We start from the raw sequence: 14504 nt of genomic DNA on the forward strand, positions 1-14504 counted from the left end.
CAAAAAGCCTTAAATTTTTCGCTTAATACGGTAAACATAAGCGAGTATCTCTGCTACTGCTTTGAAAAATTCTTCTGGTACCTGATCGCCTATTTCTACCTGGTCATACATAGCACGTGCTAAAGGTCGATTTTCAACCATTATTACATCATGTTCTTTGGCGATCAGTTTAATTTTTTGAGCAATAAAGTCTGTCCCCTTCGCAATAACACGAGGGGCATCCATACTGTCCTCATTATATTTGAGGGCAATTGCATAGTGAGTAGGGTTGGTAATAACTACATCCGCACTCGGAACCTCTGACATCATACGTCTCATCGCCATCTCACGTTGGCGTTGTTTGATTTTTGATTTGATTAGGGGGTCACCCTCACTATTTTTATATTCATCTTTAATATCTTGTTTAGACATTTTAAGATTTTTTTCATACTCATGTTTTTGATACATCCAGTCTAAAACGGATACACAAAGTAATACTAAAGAAGCTGCTATACCCATAATACCAACAAGCTTCCCTACCGTAATGAGAGTCATCCATGGACTTTTAAACGATAACGCCAAAACTTCTGGTAAGTTTGACCAAATAATAATTGTTGTAACACTTCCAATAAAACCAATCTTTAAAACAGACTTTATTAACTCCACAATGGCTTTGACAGAAAATATCTTTTTTAACCCTTTAATAGGGTCCATCTTTTTCAAATCAAACTTCATTGGCTCTAACGTAAAAAGAAAACCAAATTGCATAAAGTTACCTGCAAGTGCTCCGACAAATGCAATTGCCATGATTGGCACAATGATAAAAGCCATTTGAATCAAAGTTTCTGTAAATAGGTGCATCACACTATCAATAGTCAGTGATTCGATGCGTATGTTTTGAATAAAGGTTTGCCTGAAAAAAGCTAATAGCTCGTCACGCAAAGAGCCTGCAAAGAAAAACAAAAAGATAAATACCATTAACATTACAATGGCACTAGAAATATCTTGACTCTTGACAACTTGCCCTTTTTTTCGAGCATCCTGTCGTTTCTTAGGGGTTGCCTTTTCTGTTTTTTCACCCGCAAAAAATTGTAGCTCTAAATTCAGTAGTAGTCTCATATTATCCACCACCTAAAATGGCCATTAAATCACGCATCCCATAAATCATAATCGTAATAAGCTTTTGAATAACTTGAATCATAACGGCCATCATTGTAAATAACACTAAAAAACTAACACCAATTTTAATAGGAAAGCCGACAACAAATATGTTTAATTGCGGTACTGTTTTTGCAGTGATCCCTAAAGCTAAATCGACCAAGAATAAGGTCGCTACAACAGGAGCAGCCATCTGGAATGCTATGGCAAAGACTGCTGTGAAAGTTGTGATAATAAATTGAGGAAAGTTTTCGTTCATAAAACTAGGGAATTGATCCATCGGGAAAAATTGATAGCTGTAGTAGATTCCATTAAGAATCATATGATGGCCATCAATCGCTAACAATAAAAGTAGTGCTAGCATATTAAAAAACTGACCGATTAATGGACTTTGAGCACCTGTTTGCGGGTCAATTATATTGGCAATGGCAAAACCCATTTGAAAATCGATAAAGCTTCCTGCAATTTGAATTGCGGACATGATGATATAGCCCATTAGACCAAGTAAAAGTCCAACTAGTGCTTCTTTCATCACTAATAATATGTAATCATCATTGAATGCAAATGGCTCAACATCAATTGTATAGTACATCATCCAAGCTAAAACCAGTGCGAGAGTAATTTTGACTTGAGGTGGAATGGTTCTATAGGAAAAAAAAGGAACCGTTGCAAAAAAGGCTGAGACACGTACAAGTACTAATAAGAAAACCGTTAAATGCGGAATTAATTCATTCATGTACTCACCCTATATAACGCGTTAAATTCTCAAATATGTCTCTCGCATAGCTTGTAACTTGAGATAGCATCCAGGGGCCAAAGAATACGATGGCCACTAAGACAGCAATAATTTTTGGTACAAATGCTAACGTTTGCTCTTGTATCGACGTTGTGGCTTGAAAGATACTTACCGCTAAACCCGAGATTAAAGCAACTAATAGTAGCGGACCGCTTGTTAGAAGGATAATCATTATAGCACGCTCTGCAATGGAAATAACCAACTCACCTGTCATACTGTATCATCCCCTAAAAACTTTGTAGTAACGATTTCATAACGAGATACCAGCCATCAACCAGTACAAATAATAATATTTTAAATGGCAATGAAATCATTACTGGCGGTAACATCATCATCCCCATCGACATTAATGTACTCGCGACAATCATATCGATCACAAGGAATGGAATAAAAATCATAAAACCAATTTGAAATGCTGTTTTAATTTCACTTAAAGCAAAGGCAGGTACAAGCATAGTCAGTGGAATTTCCTCCACTGATGCTGGTTTGTCTGCTTGATTATATGTTAAAAACAAATCAAGATCTTTTTGCCTAGTATGTTTACTCATAAACTCTTTAAATGGCACACTAGCACGGTCATAGGCTTCTTCTATACCTATTTCTTCAGCAAACAATGGTTGTAATGCCTCTTTATTGACCTCTTGAAAGGTTGGAGCCATGATAAAAAATGTTAAAAATAGTGCCAGCCCAATGATCACTTGATTTGGGGGCATTTGCTGTGTTGCCAATGCTGTACGCACAAATGATAAGACTATGACTATACGAGCAAAGGATGTCATTAAAATTAAAATACTAGGTGCAAGTGATAAAACTGTTAGTAAAAGTAAGAGCTTTACAGATGTAGAGACATTCGTTGGATCGCTGTTGGAAAAAATATTGATTAAATCATTCATTTACCATCCTTCTCCTTCTGCTTCCATCTCTCTATCTCATCACTACGCTCCTGTTTTATTTCGGATAGCTTTTTTTCGAATAGATTGCCAAATGAATCTTGCTTTTGCTGCTCATTTTGCACCTTCGCGCTATCTTTTCTCTTAAACTTAGAAAATACTTCTGCAATATACGGTGATGTTGCTGCAAATTCTTGCCTTTCGTTATATAGGGCTAAAAGAGCTTCAACTTCTTCAGGATCTGTAATTTCTCGTAAAAGCTGAACGTCTTCTCCGACCCCAACTAAATACAATGTTTTACCTACCTGTAAAAGCTGAACTGACTTTTGCGCACCTAACGATAAACCGCCTAAATTTTGTACCATTTGATTACGTTGGAAGTTTAAATTTCGTTTATTTAAAAACTTCATCAATCCATAAAATAAAGCTACAACAAAAATAAGCGCCAAAACCATTTTTATGTATTCCCATGCAGATATATCTCCAGCTGCTGTTACAGTTGTTTCTTGTTTAGCAGCTGGATCAGTCGTATCTCCATTACAAGCTTCTGGATCTTTAATGCAATCCGTGACACTATTTGTATCAGCGTCTGCATAGACAGAAGTCGGTGTCGGGTACAAAAACAGGAAGGATACAAGAAATGCGAAAATCATCGTTAAACGAAATGATTTTAACATTTTCATGCAATCATCCTAGCGCTTTTTGAATCGCTTCAATTACACGATCTGCTTGGAAAGGTTTTACGATAAAGTCTTTCGCACCAGCTTGAATCGCATCGATTACCATTGCTTGTTGCCCCATTGCTGAACACATGATTACAGTTGCACTTGGATCTGTTCCCTTAATTGCTTTAAGAGCTGCAATACCGTCCATCTCTGGCATTGTGATATCCATTGTTACTAAATCTGGTTTTAGTTCATTGTACTTTTCGACAGCTTGTAAACCATCTGCTGCCTCTCCAACAACTTCAAATCCATTTTTTGATAAAATATCCTTGATCATCATGCGCATAAATGCAGCGTCGTCTACAATCAAAATTCTTTTAGACATGGTTAACTCCTCCAATTGAAACTATCTTAAATTATTTAAACGCTCTGCTTGACTTAAAACATCTGTAATACGGACACCAAAGTTTTCGTCAATAACAACGACTTCCCCTTTAGCAATTAAACGACTATTGACTAAAATATCAACCGGTTCTCCTGCTAATTTATCCAGTTCAATGATTGAACCACTTGATAGTTCTAAAATCTCTTTAACAGAACGTTTCGTACGTCCTAACTCTACAGTAACTTGCAATGGAATATCAAGTAGCATATTTAAATTTCTAGCTTCAGATTGAGAGATTACATTTGAATCGAAGCTAGCAAACTGGGCTTGTTGCACATTTACAGGTTGTGCAGGTTGTGCAGGTCTTGCCGGTTGTGCAAATTGTTGTGGCTCCTGATAAATCGGTTGCTGCATCGGTGCTGACTGCTGTTGATAAACTGGTTGTTCAGATGGTGGTGCTACAGGTATTTGCTGTTGAACAGGCGGTGGTGTAACTGGTGGAGCCTCAGGTGCAATAGTTGCTGCCACAGGTTCCTCAAACACTCCTGTTTCACCTAATAATGATTTTACAATATTTTGACTAAATTTAAGCGGTAATAATTGCATTAAATTCGAATCAATTAAATTACCAATTCTTAATCTAAATGAAACTTTCACCAGCAAATCGTCTTCTGGAATATTTTCTCGACCTTCATCTTGCGAGATGTTCATTAAATCAATTGTCGGTGGAGAAATATCTACTTTTTTGTTGAAGACTGTCGACATAGATGTAGCAGCTGAGCCCATCATTTGATTCATAGCCTCTTGAACAGCACTTAGCTGAATTTCACCTAAGTCTGGCTTCGGATTTAATCCATCGCCACCTAACATTAAATCTGCGATAATTGCTGCATCAGATTGTTTAATTACAAGTAAATTCATACCTGTCAAACCAATTGTATATTCAACTTGTACAGCTACATATGGATGAGGAAATTCCTCTTCTAATTTATTACGATTAATCATTGAAATACTTGGAGTTGTAATATCTACTTTTTGACCCAATAACGCTGAAAGAGCTGTGGCAGAGCTACCAAAGGATATATTACCTACCTCTCCTAATGCATCTTGTGCAAACGAATCAAGGTAATCCTCCACTCGTATCTCATTTATTTCTTCATTTGTTGAAGCATCAGTGTCGTTGTTTTTATCTCCCAACGTCTCGCCCCTTAATAGCGCTTCAATTTCTTCTTGGGAGAGCATTTCATCACTCATCTTCGTCTCCTCCTTTCAAAGGGTCGATAATCTGGATTGCTAATTTTTTGCCCTTTTTACCTGGTTGAACAGTGAACTTCGGCAATGTACCTACTTTTAGTAGTAATGGCGCTTCAATTTTTTGATCTAACTGTATGACATCTCCAACTTGCATTGTTAGGAAATCTTCAATGGTGATGTCCGTTAATCCTAATTCAACTGAGAGTGGTAATTGGGCTTGTTTCACACGGGTTTCAAGCATTTTTGTTTGCTCTGGTGACATCTCTTTCGTATTGGTTTGCATCCAATAGCGAACCGAAAGATTTGGAACAATTGGCTCCAATACAACATGCGGAATACAAATATTAATCATACCGCTTGTCTCACCAATTATCGTATTTAACGAAATCACGACAACCGTTTCATTAGGTGAAATCATTTGTAAAAATTGTGGATTTACTTCAAGTTCCACTAATATTGGATCTATTTCCGCAACATTTTCCCATGCTTCGCGTAAATTGTCGAATGAGCGTTCAAAAAGGTTTGTCATAATTTTTGTTTCAATTTCCGTAAGGTTATCTACATTACTATGACTTGCCCCACTACCGCCCATTAGGCGATCTAACATCGAATAGGCAATGTTCGGATTAATTTCCATCAATATATTACCATCTAATGGTGGCACTTCAAATACATTAATGAGTGTCATATTTGGAATGGAACGAACAAACTCTTCAAATGGTATTTGGTCTACTGATGCAACCGTAATTTGTACATAGCTTCTAAGCTGTGCAGAGAAAAAGGTTGTTAATAGTCGTGCGAAATTTTCATGTATTCGGGTCAAACTTCGGATTTGATCTTTTGAGAAGCGAAGTGCTCGTTTAAAATCATAAACTTTAACCTTACGTCCCTCGTCCTCTTTTTTTATGTCATCCGCTGACATTTCCCCTGTCGATATAGCGGAAAGCAGCGCATCTATCTCGGATTGAGATAACACATCTCCTGCCATTTGCCCACCTCCAATTCAAGCAGTTTCTGTTTTATTGAGTAATGAAGGAGGTAAAATATACTTCCTGAACTTCTCCCTCTTGCATTAACTCATTTAATCTTGTTTTTAATGATTTTTGGAAAATTTGTTTCCCTTGCTTACCTTCTAAGTCCTTTTGCTCCATTTCAGAAAGCTCTTGAATGGCGATGTTTTGCACTTGGAAAACGCGCTTTGTTAATTCTGCAGCAGCATCTTTGCTTGTCGTTTGAATTTTCAATGACAAGCGCACAACTCTTTTATCTGCAAGATTTGTCGTGATCTCTGGTATCTCCACTGTTGCCTCTACAATCTCATCAATGGACGGCTCAACAGCTCCTGTGGGTTTATTAAATTGCGTAAGCAATACAAACAAAATAACCCCAATCAGAATGACTGCTACTAGTAAAATAATAATCATTGTTAGCATTTTATTATTCTTCATCTTCTTCACCTCGTAGATGCGGGTTGGATAGTATTTGTATATTGTTATAAAAGGCAGTTACCTTTTGTCGCACCTCATCTTCACTCTCTAAAACAATTAATTTTGTTCCAGATGTTAATGTAATAGTCGTATCGGGAAATGATTCGACTGTTTCTATGTATAAAGCATTTAATGTAAATGCTTTGCCATTTAGACGTGTTAGTTCAATCATGAATTAGGGCCGGGTCTAGCATGAGAGCCGGCCCGACCCTCCCTCATATGAAAAATATGTTTGTTAAAATGTCCGTTTTTGAAAGGACTATATTATTATCGTTTTAAGTTTACTAGTTCTTGTAACACTTCATCTGAAGTTGTAATAATACGTGTGTTCGCTTGGAAACCACGTTGTGCAACGATCATCTCTGTAAACTCTTCAGATAAATCAACATTGGACATCTCTACTGTCCCAGGTACTACTTTACCCATACCTGCAACAGTGGCTACTTGTGCATAAGCAGCTCCTGAGTTAGCTGTTTGTTGGTAATAGTTGCCGCCTACCTTAGCTAAACCCCCAGCATTAGGGAATTTTGCCATAATCAGCTGTCCTGCCCATTTACGATTACCGTTTAGGTCAACATATTCAATCGTACCATTTGGTCCTATGCTAATCTCTTTAGCAGTCGTAGGGATACGTATCGGACCTACATCTCCAGCATCAGGGGCTAATACACCATCATCGTCAAATAAATTTGCACCTTCATCACCTGAAGCAATTGGTGCATTCTCTGGATTGATACCATCATCATCAGCTTCCATTACAATTTCATCTCCAGCAGATACACCTACTAGATATTTACCATCAGCATTAACTAAATAGCCATTGCTATCCATATAAAACACACCATTACGAGTAAATAGGGTATTGTTGAAGCCCTCTTCATCAATAAAGCCACTATCTGGGTCTGGAGCTCCATTTGCATCGGCGACCATGAAGAAACCATCTCCCTCAATCCCTAAGTCAAGTCCTCGACCAGTCCCTTGTAATGAGCCACCACCATGTATTGTATCAATTGCTGCTAATTGGGCACCTAAACCAACTTGTTGTGGATTCACTCCTCCTCGCGTAGCTGTTGCTGCGGATGCACCTGCCTGCGTTTGAGACATTAAATCTTTAAAATTTACACGCCCTTTTTTAAAGCCAATTGTATTAACGTTCGCTATATTATTACCAATTACATCCAACTTTGTTTGGAAGTTTTTAAGACCTGAAATACCTGAGTACATAGAACGTAACATATGTTTTCGTTCTCCCTTCGTTTTATATAGGGTGAGCCTCTATCAGTCAGCTCACCAAGGCTTCCTTACTTAAGAAGGTCCAGCCTTCAAAGCACAATTGTGCCATCAATATTAGTAAATAACTGTTGCTTTGCTTCCGTGCGATCCATTGCTGTAATGACAGTAGCATTTTTAGCACTGACAATTAAAGCTGCTTGATCCATCAAGACTAATGGTTGTTTGACACCTTTTGAGTGTGCTTCAAATACCTTATCCGATACAACCTGCCATTCTTGTTCAGAGATATCAATTTTTCTCTCCATGATACGTTCATGCGCATGTTTGCTCACTTTTAGCTCTTGTCTAGAAGCTTCCTGTAAATGAGCTTTAAACGATTGTTGTGTATTGATTGGCTTAGGCTGTACTGTGCGAATAGATGGATGCAAGGGTACACGATGAATTGAAAACTTATCCATCACGATTCTCCACCTTTATTCACTAATAACTGTAAAATCTTTATCTGTTAGCTTTTTATCATTGTCTAGTACGTAATTAATGACCCCATCTTTATTAGAAACAGAGACAATTCGTCCTGTTAGCTCTTGGTCACCGTCTTTATACGTTACATTCTTTCCAATTAATTGGCTAGCCTTCACTAACGGAGATTCTTGTACATTATTATTGCCATTTGAACTAGGATTGCCAGCTCCACTTAAAATTCCAGATATATTACCAGGTGAGATTTCTTTTCCATCTGCTAATTTAAAAACAACACTACCATCTACAAATTTAAGTGATTCAATTACACCTATGCCTTCATTGACCACAGGATTTTCTTTTTCATCTTTTTCTTCTGTTATTTCATGCCATTTGACTTCCTTGCCAATAAAGGTTGCATAGTTCATCATTTGTGATTGTTGTTGTGATGACAATAATGATTCCATTGCCTTTGTCATATTTTGCATTTGTTCCAAAGAAGAGAACTGCGCCATTTGAGAAATAAACTCCCTGTCGTCCATTGGATTTGTAGGGTCCTGATGCTGTAATTGTGTAATCAACAATTTTAAAAAAGCGTCTTTACCTAGCTCACTATTGCCTGTTTGCTTCGTTGGCTTTTTATAATTTGAGTAATAAAGATCATCCGTTATGGATGTATTTGTCACTTTTGTTGTAGTATCTGCCATTGTTACACCTCCTCACTTATTAAATAGTCACTAAAGGACATTCCTTCATCTTCGTCATCACTTTTTTGATCCTGTTCTTCGTCCTGCTGCTGTTTAAAGAAATTATTGAAGAAGCTTTGATCACGTTGTTGACGATCAGCATCTTGTAATGATTGTGCAATATCAAGGCGATCTACTTGTATATTTTGCTGAGCAAATGCCTGTTTTAGCTGGTGTGCTTGGTTATCAAGCAATTCACGTCCATGGGCTGTAGAAGCCAGTATACGGGCTGTAAGAACTCCATCATTTTGTACAAGTTCAATACGAACTGTCCCTAGATTTTCTGGATACAATTTTATGGTTAAGCGTGTAATACCTTGAGCATTTGAAATCTGCGCTCGATTGATAATGGCTTGCATTTCTTTTAGTAAAGCTTCGGATTGAGCAGGCTTAGCCGTTGGTAACGTTACATGGAATGTGTCTGGTTTCGTTTGTACAGTTTGTGGCGTAACCATGTCATTTGTATTTGTTTCACTTTGTTTCGTCATTTGGACTTGCTGAACAACTTGCTGGAAGCCTTGTAATGGCAATGTAACAGTTGTTTTAGTTGTTGTTACCTGCAAAGTTTCTACCTGCGTTTGTAAAGTCGTTAATAGGCTTCTCACCGTCGTTAATAGGTCTTCTTGGGGTGCTGTTAAGTCTGTCTTTTGCCCTACTAATTGCGCTAACTTCAACACTTGAAGAAGTTGTGATGCCTCTTTTGGTGTCACTTGACCTTCGCCTTGTAAAGCAGTGCTTATATTCGCCTGTAGTACCGGCGCTTGGGCATCTACTAATGTTAAGAGCTCCCAAACATCACTTGCTTCCTTTTCTTCTCCTAGTAACTGTTGGATGATTTTTTGAAGCTGCTCTTCATCAATAGCTAATGCATTTAATATATTTTCTAAATGAAGCATTTCATCCATTGCCACTGCCTTACCGTCTTCTCCAAGTTGAAGCATTAATAAGCCATCATCGTGAGAAATCCCCAGTAAATCTAGTACTTCCTCCATTGAGTCAGCATTTAATAACGCTTGTAAATCCGCAAGTTCATTTGATGAAGTCGTTTTTGTTGATTGAGTTGTTTCAGTTGAAGAAGTTAATACTTGCCCAAAAACTGAACCAAACTTTGATAAATTTTCTTTCTTCGGTGTGCTGCCTATTTTTCCTTCAGCGTTACCAACTGTTGTTGACTTTGTTGCTGCAGTTTTAGTAGGTACTGTTTTATTAATCATTTGCATCATCGCTACATCCACTATTTTTTCACCTCCTTTCAATTATCCTACTGTTTAGCCATAAGTTCCGTATATTTTGCTGCATCTTTTGCATCCATTTTCTCTAAAATAGCTGCTAATTTATCTGGCTTTAAATTCGTTAAAATCCGCAGTGCTTCTGTATCACTCATATTGATTAACACAGGTGCCGCAGCTTTCGGCGACATCTTATCAAATGTTGATAAAATATCGTTAAAGTCACGCTTCACATCATCTTGTTCACGATTTAATTTTTCAATTTCAAATTGAAGCTGTTCCTTTTCTGTCAGCAGCTTCTCTTTTTCAGTAATTGTTGAATCTAATTTTTTTTGAAGCTGGGTAATCTCTGCTTCTTTTTCTTGTACCTCTGCCTGTAAACTCACTATTTTAGAGTCGTTATTAACGACAGCATCCTTTGCTTGTTGTTCTTCTGAGGGGATAAAGGGTAAACTACCTATTGCCTTTTTTCCTAAATCAAAGACATTTGTATTCATTAAAGTTGCCACAACAAGCAAAACCGCTACTACAAACATAATCGGCAGTACAATCCAAGTAAAAAACTTAAGAAAGCCCCCAGATTTTTTCTTTGGTTGCTCTTCTACTAATTCTGTTGCTAATCGATTGTCTTTCTTTGCCATGAAATCACCTGATTTCTTTCTTGTTATACGTTTGTAATGAAATTTCATCTAAAAAAAGGCTTTCTATACGATCTTGCTCTTGTTGGAAATGCTTAAAATCCTTTTCTCTCATTTTTTCAAATTTACGTACTTCCAAGTTTTTTTCTAATAGTTTTTCTTCGTGCCAATTCATCTTAGCACGAGCTTGTATCACTTTCTGTTGTACATCTGCAATTGTTTTTTCGAGACTATCAATAAAACGACTATAATGATGAATTTCATCTATGGATGAACCAACCATTAAACGCTCCTGCTGAAATGTAATTAAATCTTCTTTCTTTTTTAGCAAGTCATATAATTTCGTTGCTATTTCTTCAAAAGAACGGACAGATTCCTTATAAGCCATTTCGGTTTCGTTTTTTTCTTGCTCGCGAATAGTTAACACTTTTTCAAAACGATACACATAACTGACCATCTATTTCGCACCACCGTTCGATAATGTTATTAACTCATTGACACTTTCTTCAAGTGTCACTTTATCTAAGTAACCCTGTTTAAGATAAGCAGTAATGAGCGGTTCATAATGAATTGCTTCATCAATCTCTTTAGAGGTTCCTCTTTTATAAGCACCGATATTGATCAAATCCTCTGATTTGTCGTAAGTATAATAGAGTTCTCTTAATCGTTCAGCAGCTTTCTTATGAGTTGGCTCTGCAACATGATTCATCAAACGACTCACACTTTTCAAGACGTTTATGGCTGGATATTGCCCTTTGTTGGCAAGATTTCGATCCAATACAATATGACCATCTAATATCCCTCGCACAGTATCCGCAATGGGTTCATTCATATCGTCACCATCTACTAAAACAGTATAGAATGCTGTTATAGAACCCTTTTCATTGGTGCCTGTACGTTCTAGTAATTTAGGCAATATCGCAAAAACCGAAGGCGTATAACCTTTTTGTGCTGGTGGTTCTCCTGTGGCAAGTCCAATTTCACGTTGTGCCATAGCCACACGTGTCACGGAATCCATCATCAGCATGACATTTAAGCCTCGATTTCTAAAATATTCGGCGATTGCTGTTGCTGTAAATGCCCCTTTAATCCGCATTAATGCTGGTTGATCGGATGTGGCTGCAACAACAATCGATCGACTTAAGCCTTCAGCACCCAAATCACGTTCGATGAATTCCCGAACCTCACGACCACGCTCGCCTATTAGCGCAATGACATTCAAATCTGCTTGTGTATTTCTTGCGATCATACCCAGTAAAGTACTTTTACCTACCCCAGAACCGGCGAAAATACCAACACGTTGTCCATTTCCAACTGTTAGCATACCGTCAATAGCCTTAACTCCCACTTCAAGCCTTTCATTAATCGGTGGACGAGTTAGTGGGTTTGGTGGATCTTGCTCTGTAGGGACTGTCATGAGACCTCTAGGTAATAGAGTGCCATCAATTGGATTCCCCATAGAATCCAATACTTTGCCGATTAACTCAGGACCCACTTTTACTTCCAGTGGGGCTCCCGTCCCTTCGACAAGGCAGCCAATAGATATTTCACGTAAGGAGGTAAAAGGCATCAAGGCGACTATTTCATCTTTAAAACCAACGACCTCTGCTAAAATAATCTGGTGACCGTGATTTACAGTTTCCACATGAATTTTACAGACATCACCTATAGAACTATCTGGACCTTGCGACTCAATCATTAAGCCAACAACTCTAGTAACCCTACCGAACTTTTTAAAAGTTGGGATATGCGGAATTTGTTCAATTAATTGAGCCGCTTTCATCAAGATCATTCCTTACTCTCTAATATTTCATGTAACTTTAATCTAAGTGCATTTAATTGCTCATCGATACTAACCATAATTCGCCCATGATTTGTTTCAATATAGCAATCTGTCTCATTATCTAAATCTTCATTTACAAAAATCATAAATGGTACGTCTATTGGGAACATTTCTGCTAATTCATCTCGGTTGGTCGTAATTAAAGCATAATAAGCTGGTGAAACATAAATTTTAATTTCCTTCATTTCTCTTGCTTCTTTCAGCCCTCTACGCACAATCGATAGAAATAGTTCGTTATCCTGTTCTAACGAAGTACCAATAATTCTTTCTGCAGCAGTTAAACCTAACTCTAAAATTACCGCTTCTTGATCCTCAATATATTTTTGAGCATTTTCTTTCGCTAACATCATTATTTCGTTCGCTGTTTGAAGTGACTGAGCCATTGCTTCAGTGGCCTTATTCACGCCATCTTCATAGCCTTGTCCAAATCCTTCATCATAAGCTTCTTGAACACGATTGGGTCTCTCTTCCTCCCAACTTAGCTTTAAATGTTCAATCTCTTGAAAGTGCCTATGTTTTTCCTGTTCAAACATCTCTCGTTCAGCTTGCAAAGCAGTTCTTGCTTCAGTAAGTAAACGATCTCGCTCTGCCACGACTTCATCCAACGTTAATTGATGCTGAGGAGGTCCTTCTTCTTGGTATTCTTCCACCGCTTCAAACATATCACGAATCTGTATTTCTTTGACATTATCGCTATCAGACTTAGTGTAAATAGAACGGATGATTCTAGACAATGACGTCATCTCCTCCACCACGAGCAATAATAATCTCTCCAGCATCCTCTAGACGACGAATAACAGCAACAATACGAGATTGTGCCTCCTCTACGTCACGTAAACGTACAGGTCCCATAATTTCCATTTCTTCTTTAAATGTTTCAGCCATACGTTGTGACATATTACGGAATATAATATCTTTTACCTCTTCACTTGATACCTTCATTGAAAGCAGTAAGTCTTCGTTTTCACAATCACGAATAACACGCTGAATGGAACGATTGTCGAGTGTAACAATATCCTCGAACACAAACATACGTTTTTTGATTTCCTCTGCAAGTTCTGGGTCTTGTATTTCCAGTGCATCGAGTATCGTTTTTTCTGTTTGTCGATCTACTCCATTTAAAACTTCAACGACTGCATCAATACCACCAGTTTCTGTATAATCCTGCGTTACGGTTGAGGATAATTTACGCTCTAACACAGATTCAATTTCGCTAATCACTTCTGGTGAAGTCGATTCCATGACCGCTATACGTTTAGCAATGTCAGCTTGTACTTCCTGTGGTAAAGAAGATAAAATAACCCCTGCTTGCCCTGCCTCTAAATAAGAGAGGATTAGGGCAATTGTTTGAGGATGTTCATTTTGGATAAAGTTAAAAATTTGCGATGGATCAGCTCTTCTAGCAAAATCAAACGGGCGTACTTGTAAAGAAGATGTTAGTCGATTGATGATTGTTTGTGCTTGTTCTACGCCAAGTGCTTTTTCTAATACTGTTTTTGCATAGCCAATACCACCTTGTGTGATATAGTCCTGCGCGAGAGCAATATTGTGAAATTCTTCAATAATTTCTTCTTTTACATTTGATTCTACTTTTTTAACACTTGAAATTTCTAATGTTAAACGTTCAATTTCTTCCTCTGTTAAATGCTTATAGACAGAAGCTGAAACTTCAGGCCCTAATGAAATTAACAAGAGAGCGGCCTTTTGTTTTCCGGTTAATTCTTTATCTTTCTTGGACACAG

Annotated in this window: 19 protein-coding genes; all 19 read right to left on the reverse strand. The window is 37.7% G+C overall.

What is annotated here, in order from left to right:
* Nucleotides 1–9: 9 nt before the first annotated feature.
* The 19 genes from flhB to fliG all read right to left on the reverse strand — a co-directional run bounded on the left by flhB (nt 10) and on the right by fliG (nt 14502).
* On the reverse strand, nt 10–1098 hold the full coding sequence (flhB, locus tag JIN86_RS08230) for a flagellar biosynthesis protein FlhB (RefSeq protein WP_202341659.1): 1089 nt from the start codon (nt 1096–1098) through the stop codon (nt 10–12).
* A 1-nt stretch (nt 1099) separates the two neighbouring features.
* On the reverse strand, nt 1100–1873 hold the full coding sequence (gene fliR / locus JIN86_RS08235) for a flagellar biosynthetic protein FliR (protein WP_004269284.1): 774 nt from the start codon (nt 1871–1873) through the stop codon (nt 1100–1102).
* A gap of 4 nt (nt 1874–1877) precedes the next feature.
* Nucleotides 1878–2147: a flagellar biosynthesis protein FliQ gene (gene fliQ, locus JIN86_RS08240; protein ID WP_004269285.1), complete on the reverse strand. Its 270-nt coding sequence runs from the start codon at nt 2145–2147 to the stop codon at nt 1878–1880.
* Between the two features lie 13 nt (nt 2148–2160).
* Nucleotides 2161–2826, reverse strand: coding sequence for a flagellar type III secretion system pore protein FliP (fliP, locus tag JIN86_RS08245; protein ID WP_004269286.1), 666 nt, complete (start codon nt 2824–2826; stop codon nt 2161–2163).
* Nucleotides 2823–3506 carry a flagellar biosynthetic protein FliO gene (locus JIN86_RS08250; protein WP_009371154.1) on the reverse strand — a complete coding sequence of 228 codons (684 nt, stop codon included), beginning with the start codon at nt 3504–3506 and terminating at the stop codon, nt 2823–2825. Before JIN86_RS08250 ends, fliP begins: the two co-directional genes overlap by 4 nt.
* A gap of 4 nt (nt 3507–3510) precedes the next feature.
* Nucleotides 3511–3873 (reverse strand): response regulator, encoded by a 363-nt coding sequence (locus JIN86_RS08255; protein ID WP_004269288.1) that lies wholly within the window; start codon nt 3871–3873, stop codon nt 3511–3513.
* 21 nt (nt 3874–3894) lie between these two features.
* Nucleotides 3895–5127, reverse strand: coding sequence for a flagellar motor switch phosphatase FliY (fliY, locus tag JIN86_RS08260; RefSeq protein ID WP_004269289.1), 1233 nt, complete (start codon nt 5125–5127; stop codon nt 3895–3897).
* Nucleotides 5120–6115, reverse strand: a complete 996-nt coding sequence (gene fliM / locus JIN86_RS08265) for a flagellar motor switch protein FliM (protein WP_004269290.1) — start codon at nt 6113–6115, stop codon at nt 5120–5122. The genes fliY and fliM overlap by 8 nt, the downstream gene beginning before the upstream one ends.
* A 31-nt stretch (nt 6116–6146) precedes the next feature.
* Nucleotides 6147–6575 (reverse strand): flagellar basal body-associated protein FliL, encoded by a 429-nt coding sequence (fliL, locus tag JIN86_RS08270; RefSeq protein ID WP_004269291.1) that lies wholly within the window; start codon nt 6573–6575, stop codon nt 6147–6149.
* Nucleotides 6565–6786 (reverse strand): flagellar FlbD family protein, encoded by a 222-nt coding sequence (locus tag JIN86_RS08275; RefSeq protein ID WP_004269292.1) that lies wholly within the window; start codon nt 6784–6786, stop codon nt 6565–6567. Before JIN86_RS08275 ends, fliL begins: the two co-directional genes overlap by 11 nt.
* Before the next feature lie 95 nt (nt 6787–6881).
* Nucleotides 6882–7850: a flagellar basal body rod protein FlgG gene (gene flgG, locus JIN86_RS08280; RefSeq protein ID WP_004269293.1), complete on the reverse strand. Its 969-nt coding sequence runs from the start codon at nt 7848–7850 to the stop codon at nt 6882–6884.
* An 86-nt stretch (nt 7851–7936) separates the two neighbouring features.
* Entirely contained in the window at nt 7937–8305 is a 369-nt protein-coding gene (locus JIN86_RS08285) for a TIGR02530 family flagellar biosynthesis protein (protein WP_004269294.1), read from the reverse strand.
* A 15-nt stretch (nt 8306–8320) separates the two neighbouring features.
* Nucleotides 8321–9013: a flagellar hook assembly protein FlgD gene (gene flgD, locus JIN86_RS08290; protein ID WP_004269295.1), complete on the reverse strand. Its 693-nt coding sequence runs from the start codon at nt 9011–9013 to the stop codon at nt 8321–8323.
* A gap of 2 nt (nt 9014–9015) precedes the next feature.
* Complete coding sequence (locus tag JIN86_RS08295) at nt 9016–10287, reverse strand: flagellar hook-length control protein FliK (protein ID WP_004269296.1); 1272 nt, start codon at nt 10285–10287, stop codon at nt 9016–9018.
* Between the two features lie 26 nt (nt 10288–10313).
* On the reverse strand, nt 10314–10922 hold the full coding sequence (locus JIN86_RS08300; RefSeq protein WP_009371153.1) for a MotE family protein: 609 nt from the start codon (nt 10920–10922) through the stop codon (nt 10314–10316).
* A gap of 4 nt (nt 10923–10926) precedes the next feature.
* A complete protein-coding gene (gene fliJ / locus JIN86_RS08305) occupies nt 10927–11376 on the reverse strand; it encodes a flagellar export protein FliJ (protein ID WP_004269298.1) in 450 nt (149 codons plus the stop codon).
* Entirely contained in the window at nt 11377–12702 is a 1326-nt protein-coding gene (gene fliI, locus JIN86_RS08310; RefSeq protein WP_202341689.1) for a flagellar protein export ATPase FliI, read from the reverse strand.
* Nucleotides 12703–12707: 5 nt separating this feature from the next.
* The gene (fliH, locus tag JIN86_RS08315; RefSeq protein ID WP_004269300.1) at nt 12708–13496 is read right to left on the reverse strand and encodes a flagellar assembly protein FliH; all 789 of its coding nucleotides are present in this window, start codon (nt 13494–13496) and stop codon (nt 12708–12710) included.
* Nucleotides 13489–14502: a flagellar motor switch protein FliG gene (fliG, locus tag JIN86_RS08320; RefSeq protein WP_193831172.1), complete on the reverse strand. Its 1014-nt coding sequence runs from the start codon at nt 14500–14502 to the stop codon at nt 13489–13491. The genes fliH and fliG overlap by 8 nt, the downstream gene beginning before the upstream one ends.
* Between the last annotated feature and the right edge of the window lie 2 nt (nt 14503–14504).

Source organism: Lysinibacillus sp. HST-98, from assembly GCF_016757845.1.
GTDB classification, from domain to species: domain Bacteria; phylum Bacillota; class Bacilli; order Bacillales_A; family Planococcaceae; genus Lysinibacillus; species Lysinibacillus capsici.

Coding starts and splice junctions, on each gene's coding strand:
- JIN86_RS08255 (WP_004269288.1), bottom strand. CDS start 3,873: ATGTCTAAAAGAATTTTGATTGTAGACGACGCTGCATTTATGCGCATG.
- fliL (WP_004269291.1), bottom strand. CDS start 6,575: ATGAAGAATAATAAAATGCTAACAATGATTATTATTTTACTAGTAGCA.
- JIN86_RS08285 (WP_004269294.1), bottom strand. CDS start 8,305: ATGGATAAGTTTTCAATTCATCGTGTACCCTTGCATCCATCTATTCGC.
- fliP (WP_004269286.1), bottom strand. CDS start 2,826: ATGAATGATTTAATCAATATTTTTTCCAACAGCGATCCAACGAATGTC.
- fliR (WP_004269284.1), bottom strand. CDS start 1,873: ATGAATGAATTAATTCCGCATTTAACGGTTTTCTTATTAGTACTTGTA.
- flhB (WP_202341659.1), bottom strand. CDS start 1,098: ATGAGACTACTACTGAATTTAGAGCTACAATTTTTTGCGGGTGAAAAA.
- fliY (WP_004269289.1), bottom strand. CDS start 5,127: ATGAGTGATGAAATGCTCTCCCAAGAAGAAATTGAAGCGCTATTAAGG.
- fliM (WP_004269290.1), bottom strand. CDS start 6,115: ATGGCAGGAGATGTGTTATCTCAATCCGAGATAGATGCGCTGCTTTCC.
- fliQ (WP_004269285.1), bottom strand. CDS start 2,147: ATGACAGGTGAGTTGGTTATTTCCATTGCAGAGCGTGCTATAATGATT.
- JIN86_RS08300 (WP_009371153.1), bottom strand. CDS start 10,922: ATGGCAAAGAAAGACAATCGATTAGCAACAGAATTAGTAGAAGAGCAA.
- flgG (WP_004269293.1), bottom strand. CDS start 7,850: ATGTTACGTTCTATGTACTCAGGTATTTCAGGTCTTAAAAACTTCCAA.
- flgD (WP_004269295.1), bottom strand. CDS start 9,013: ATGGCAGATACTACAACAAAAGTGACAAATACATCCATAACGGATGAT.
- fliJ (WP_004269298.1), bottom strand. CDS start 11,376: ATGGTCAGTTATGTGTATCGTTTTGAAAAAGTGTTAACTATTCGCGAG.
- JIN86_RS08250 (WP_009371154.1), bottom strand. CDS start 3,506: ATGAAAATGTTAAAATCATTTCGTTTAACGATGATTTTCGCATTTCTT.
- fliI (WP_202341689.1), bottom strand. CDS start 12,702: ATGAAAGCGGCTCAATTAATTGAACAAATTCCGCATATCCCAACTTTT.
- JIN86_RS08275 (WP_004269292.1), bottom strand. CDS start 6,786: ATGATTGAACTAACACGTCTAAATGGCAAAGCATTTACATTAAATGCT.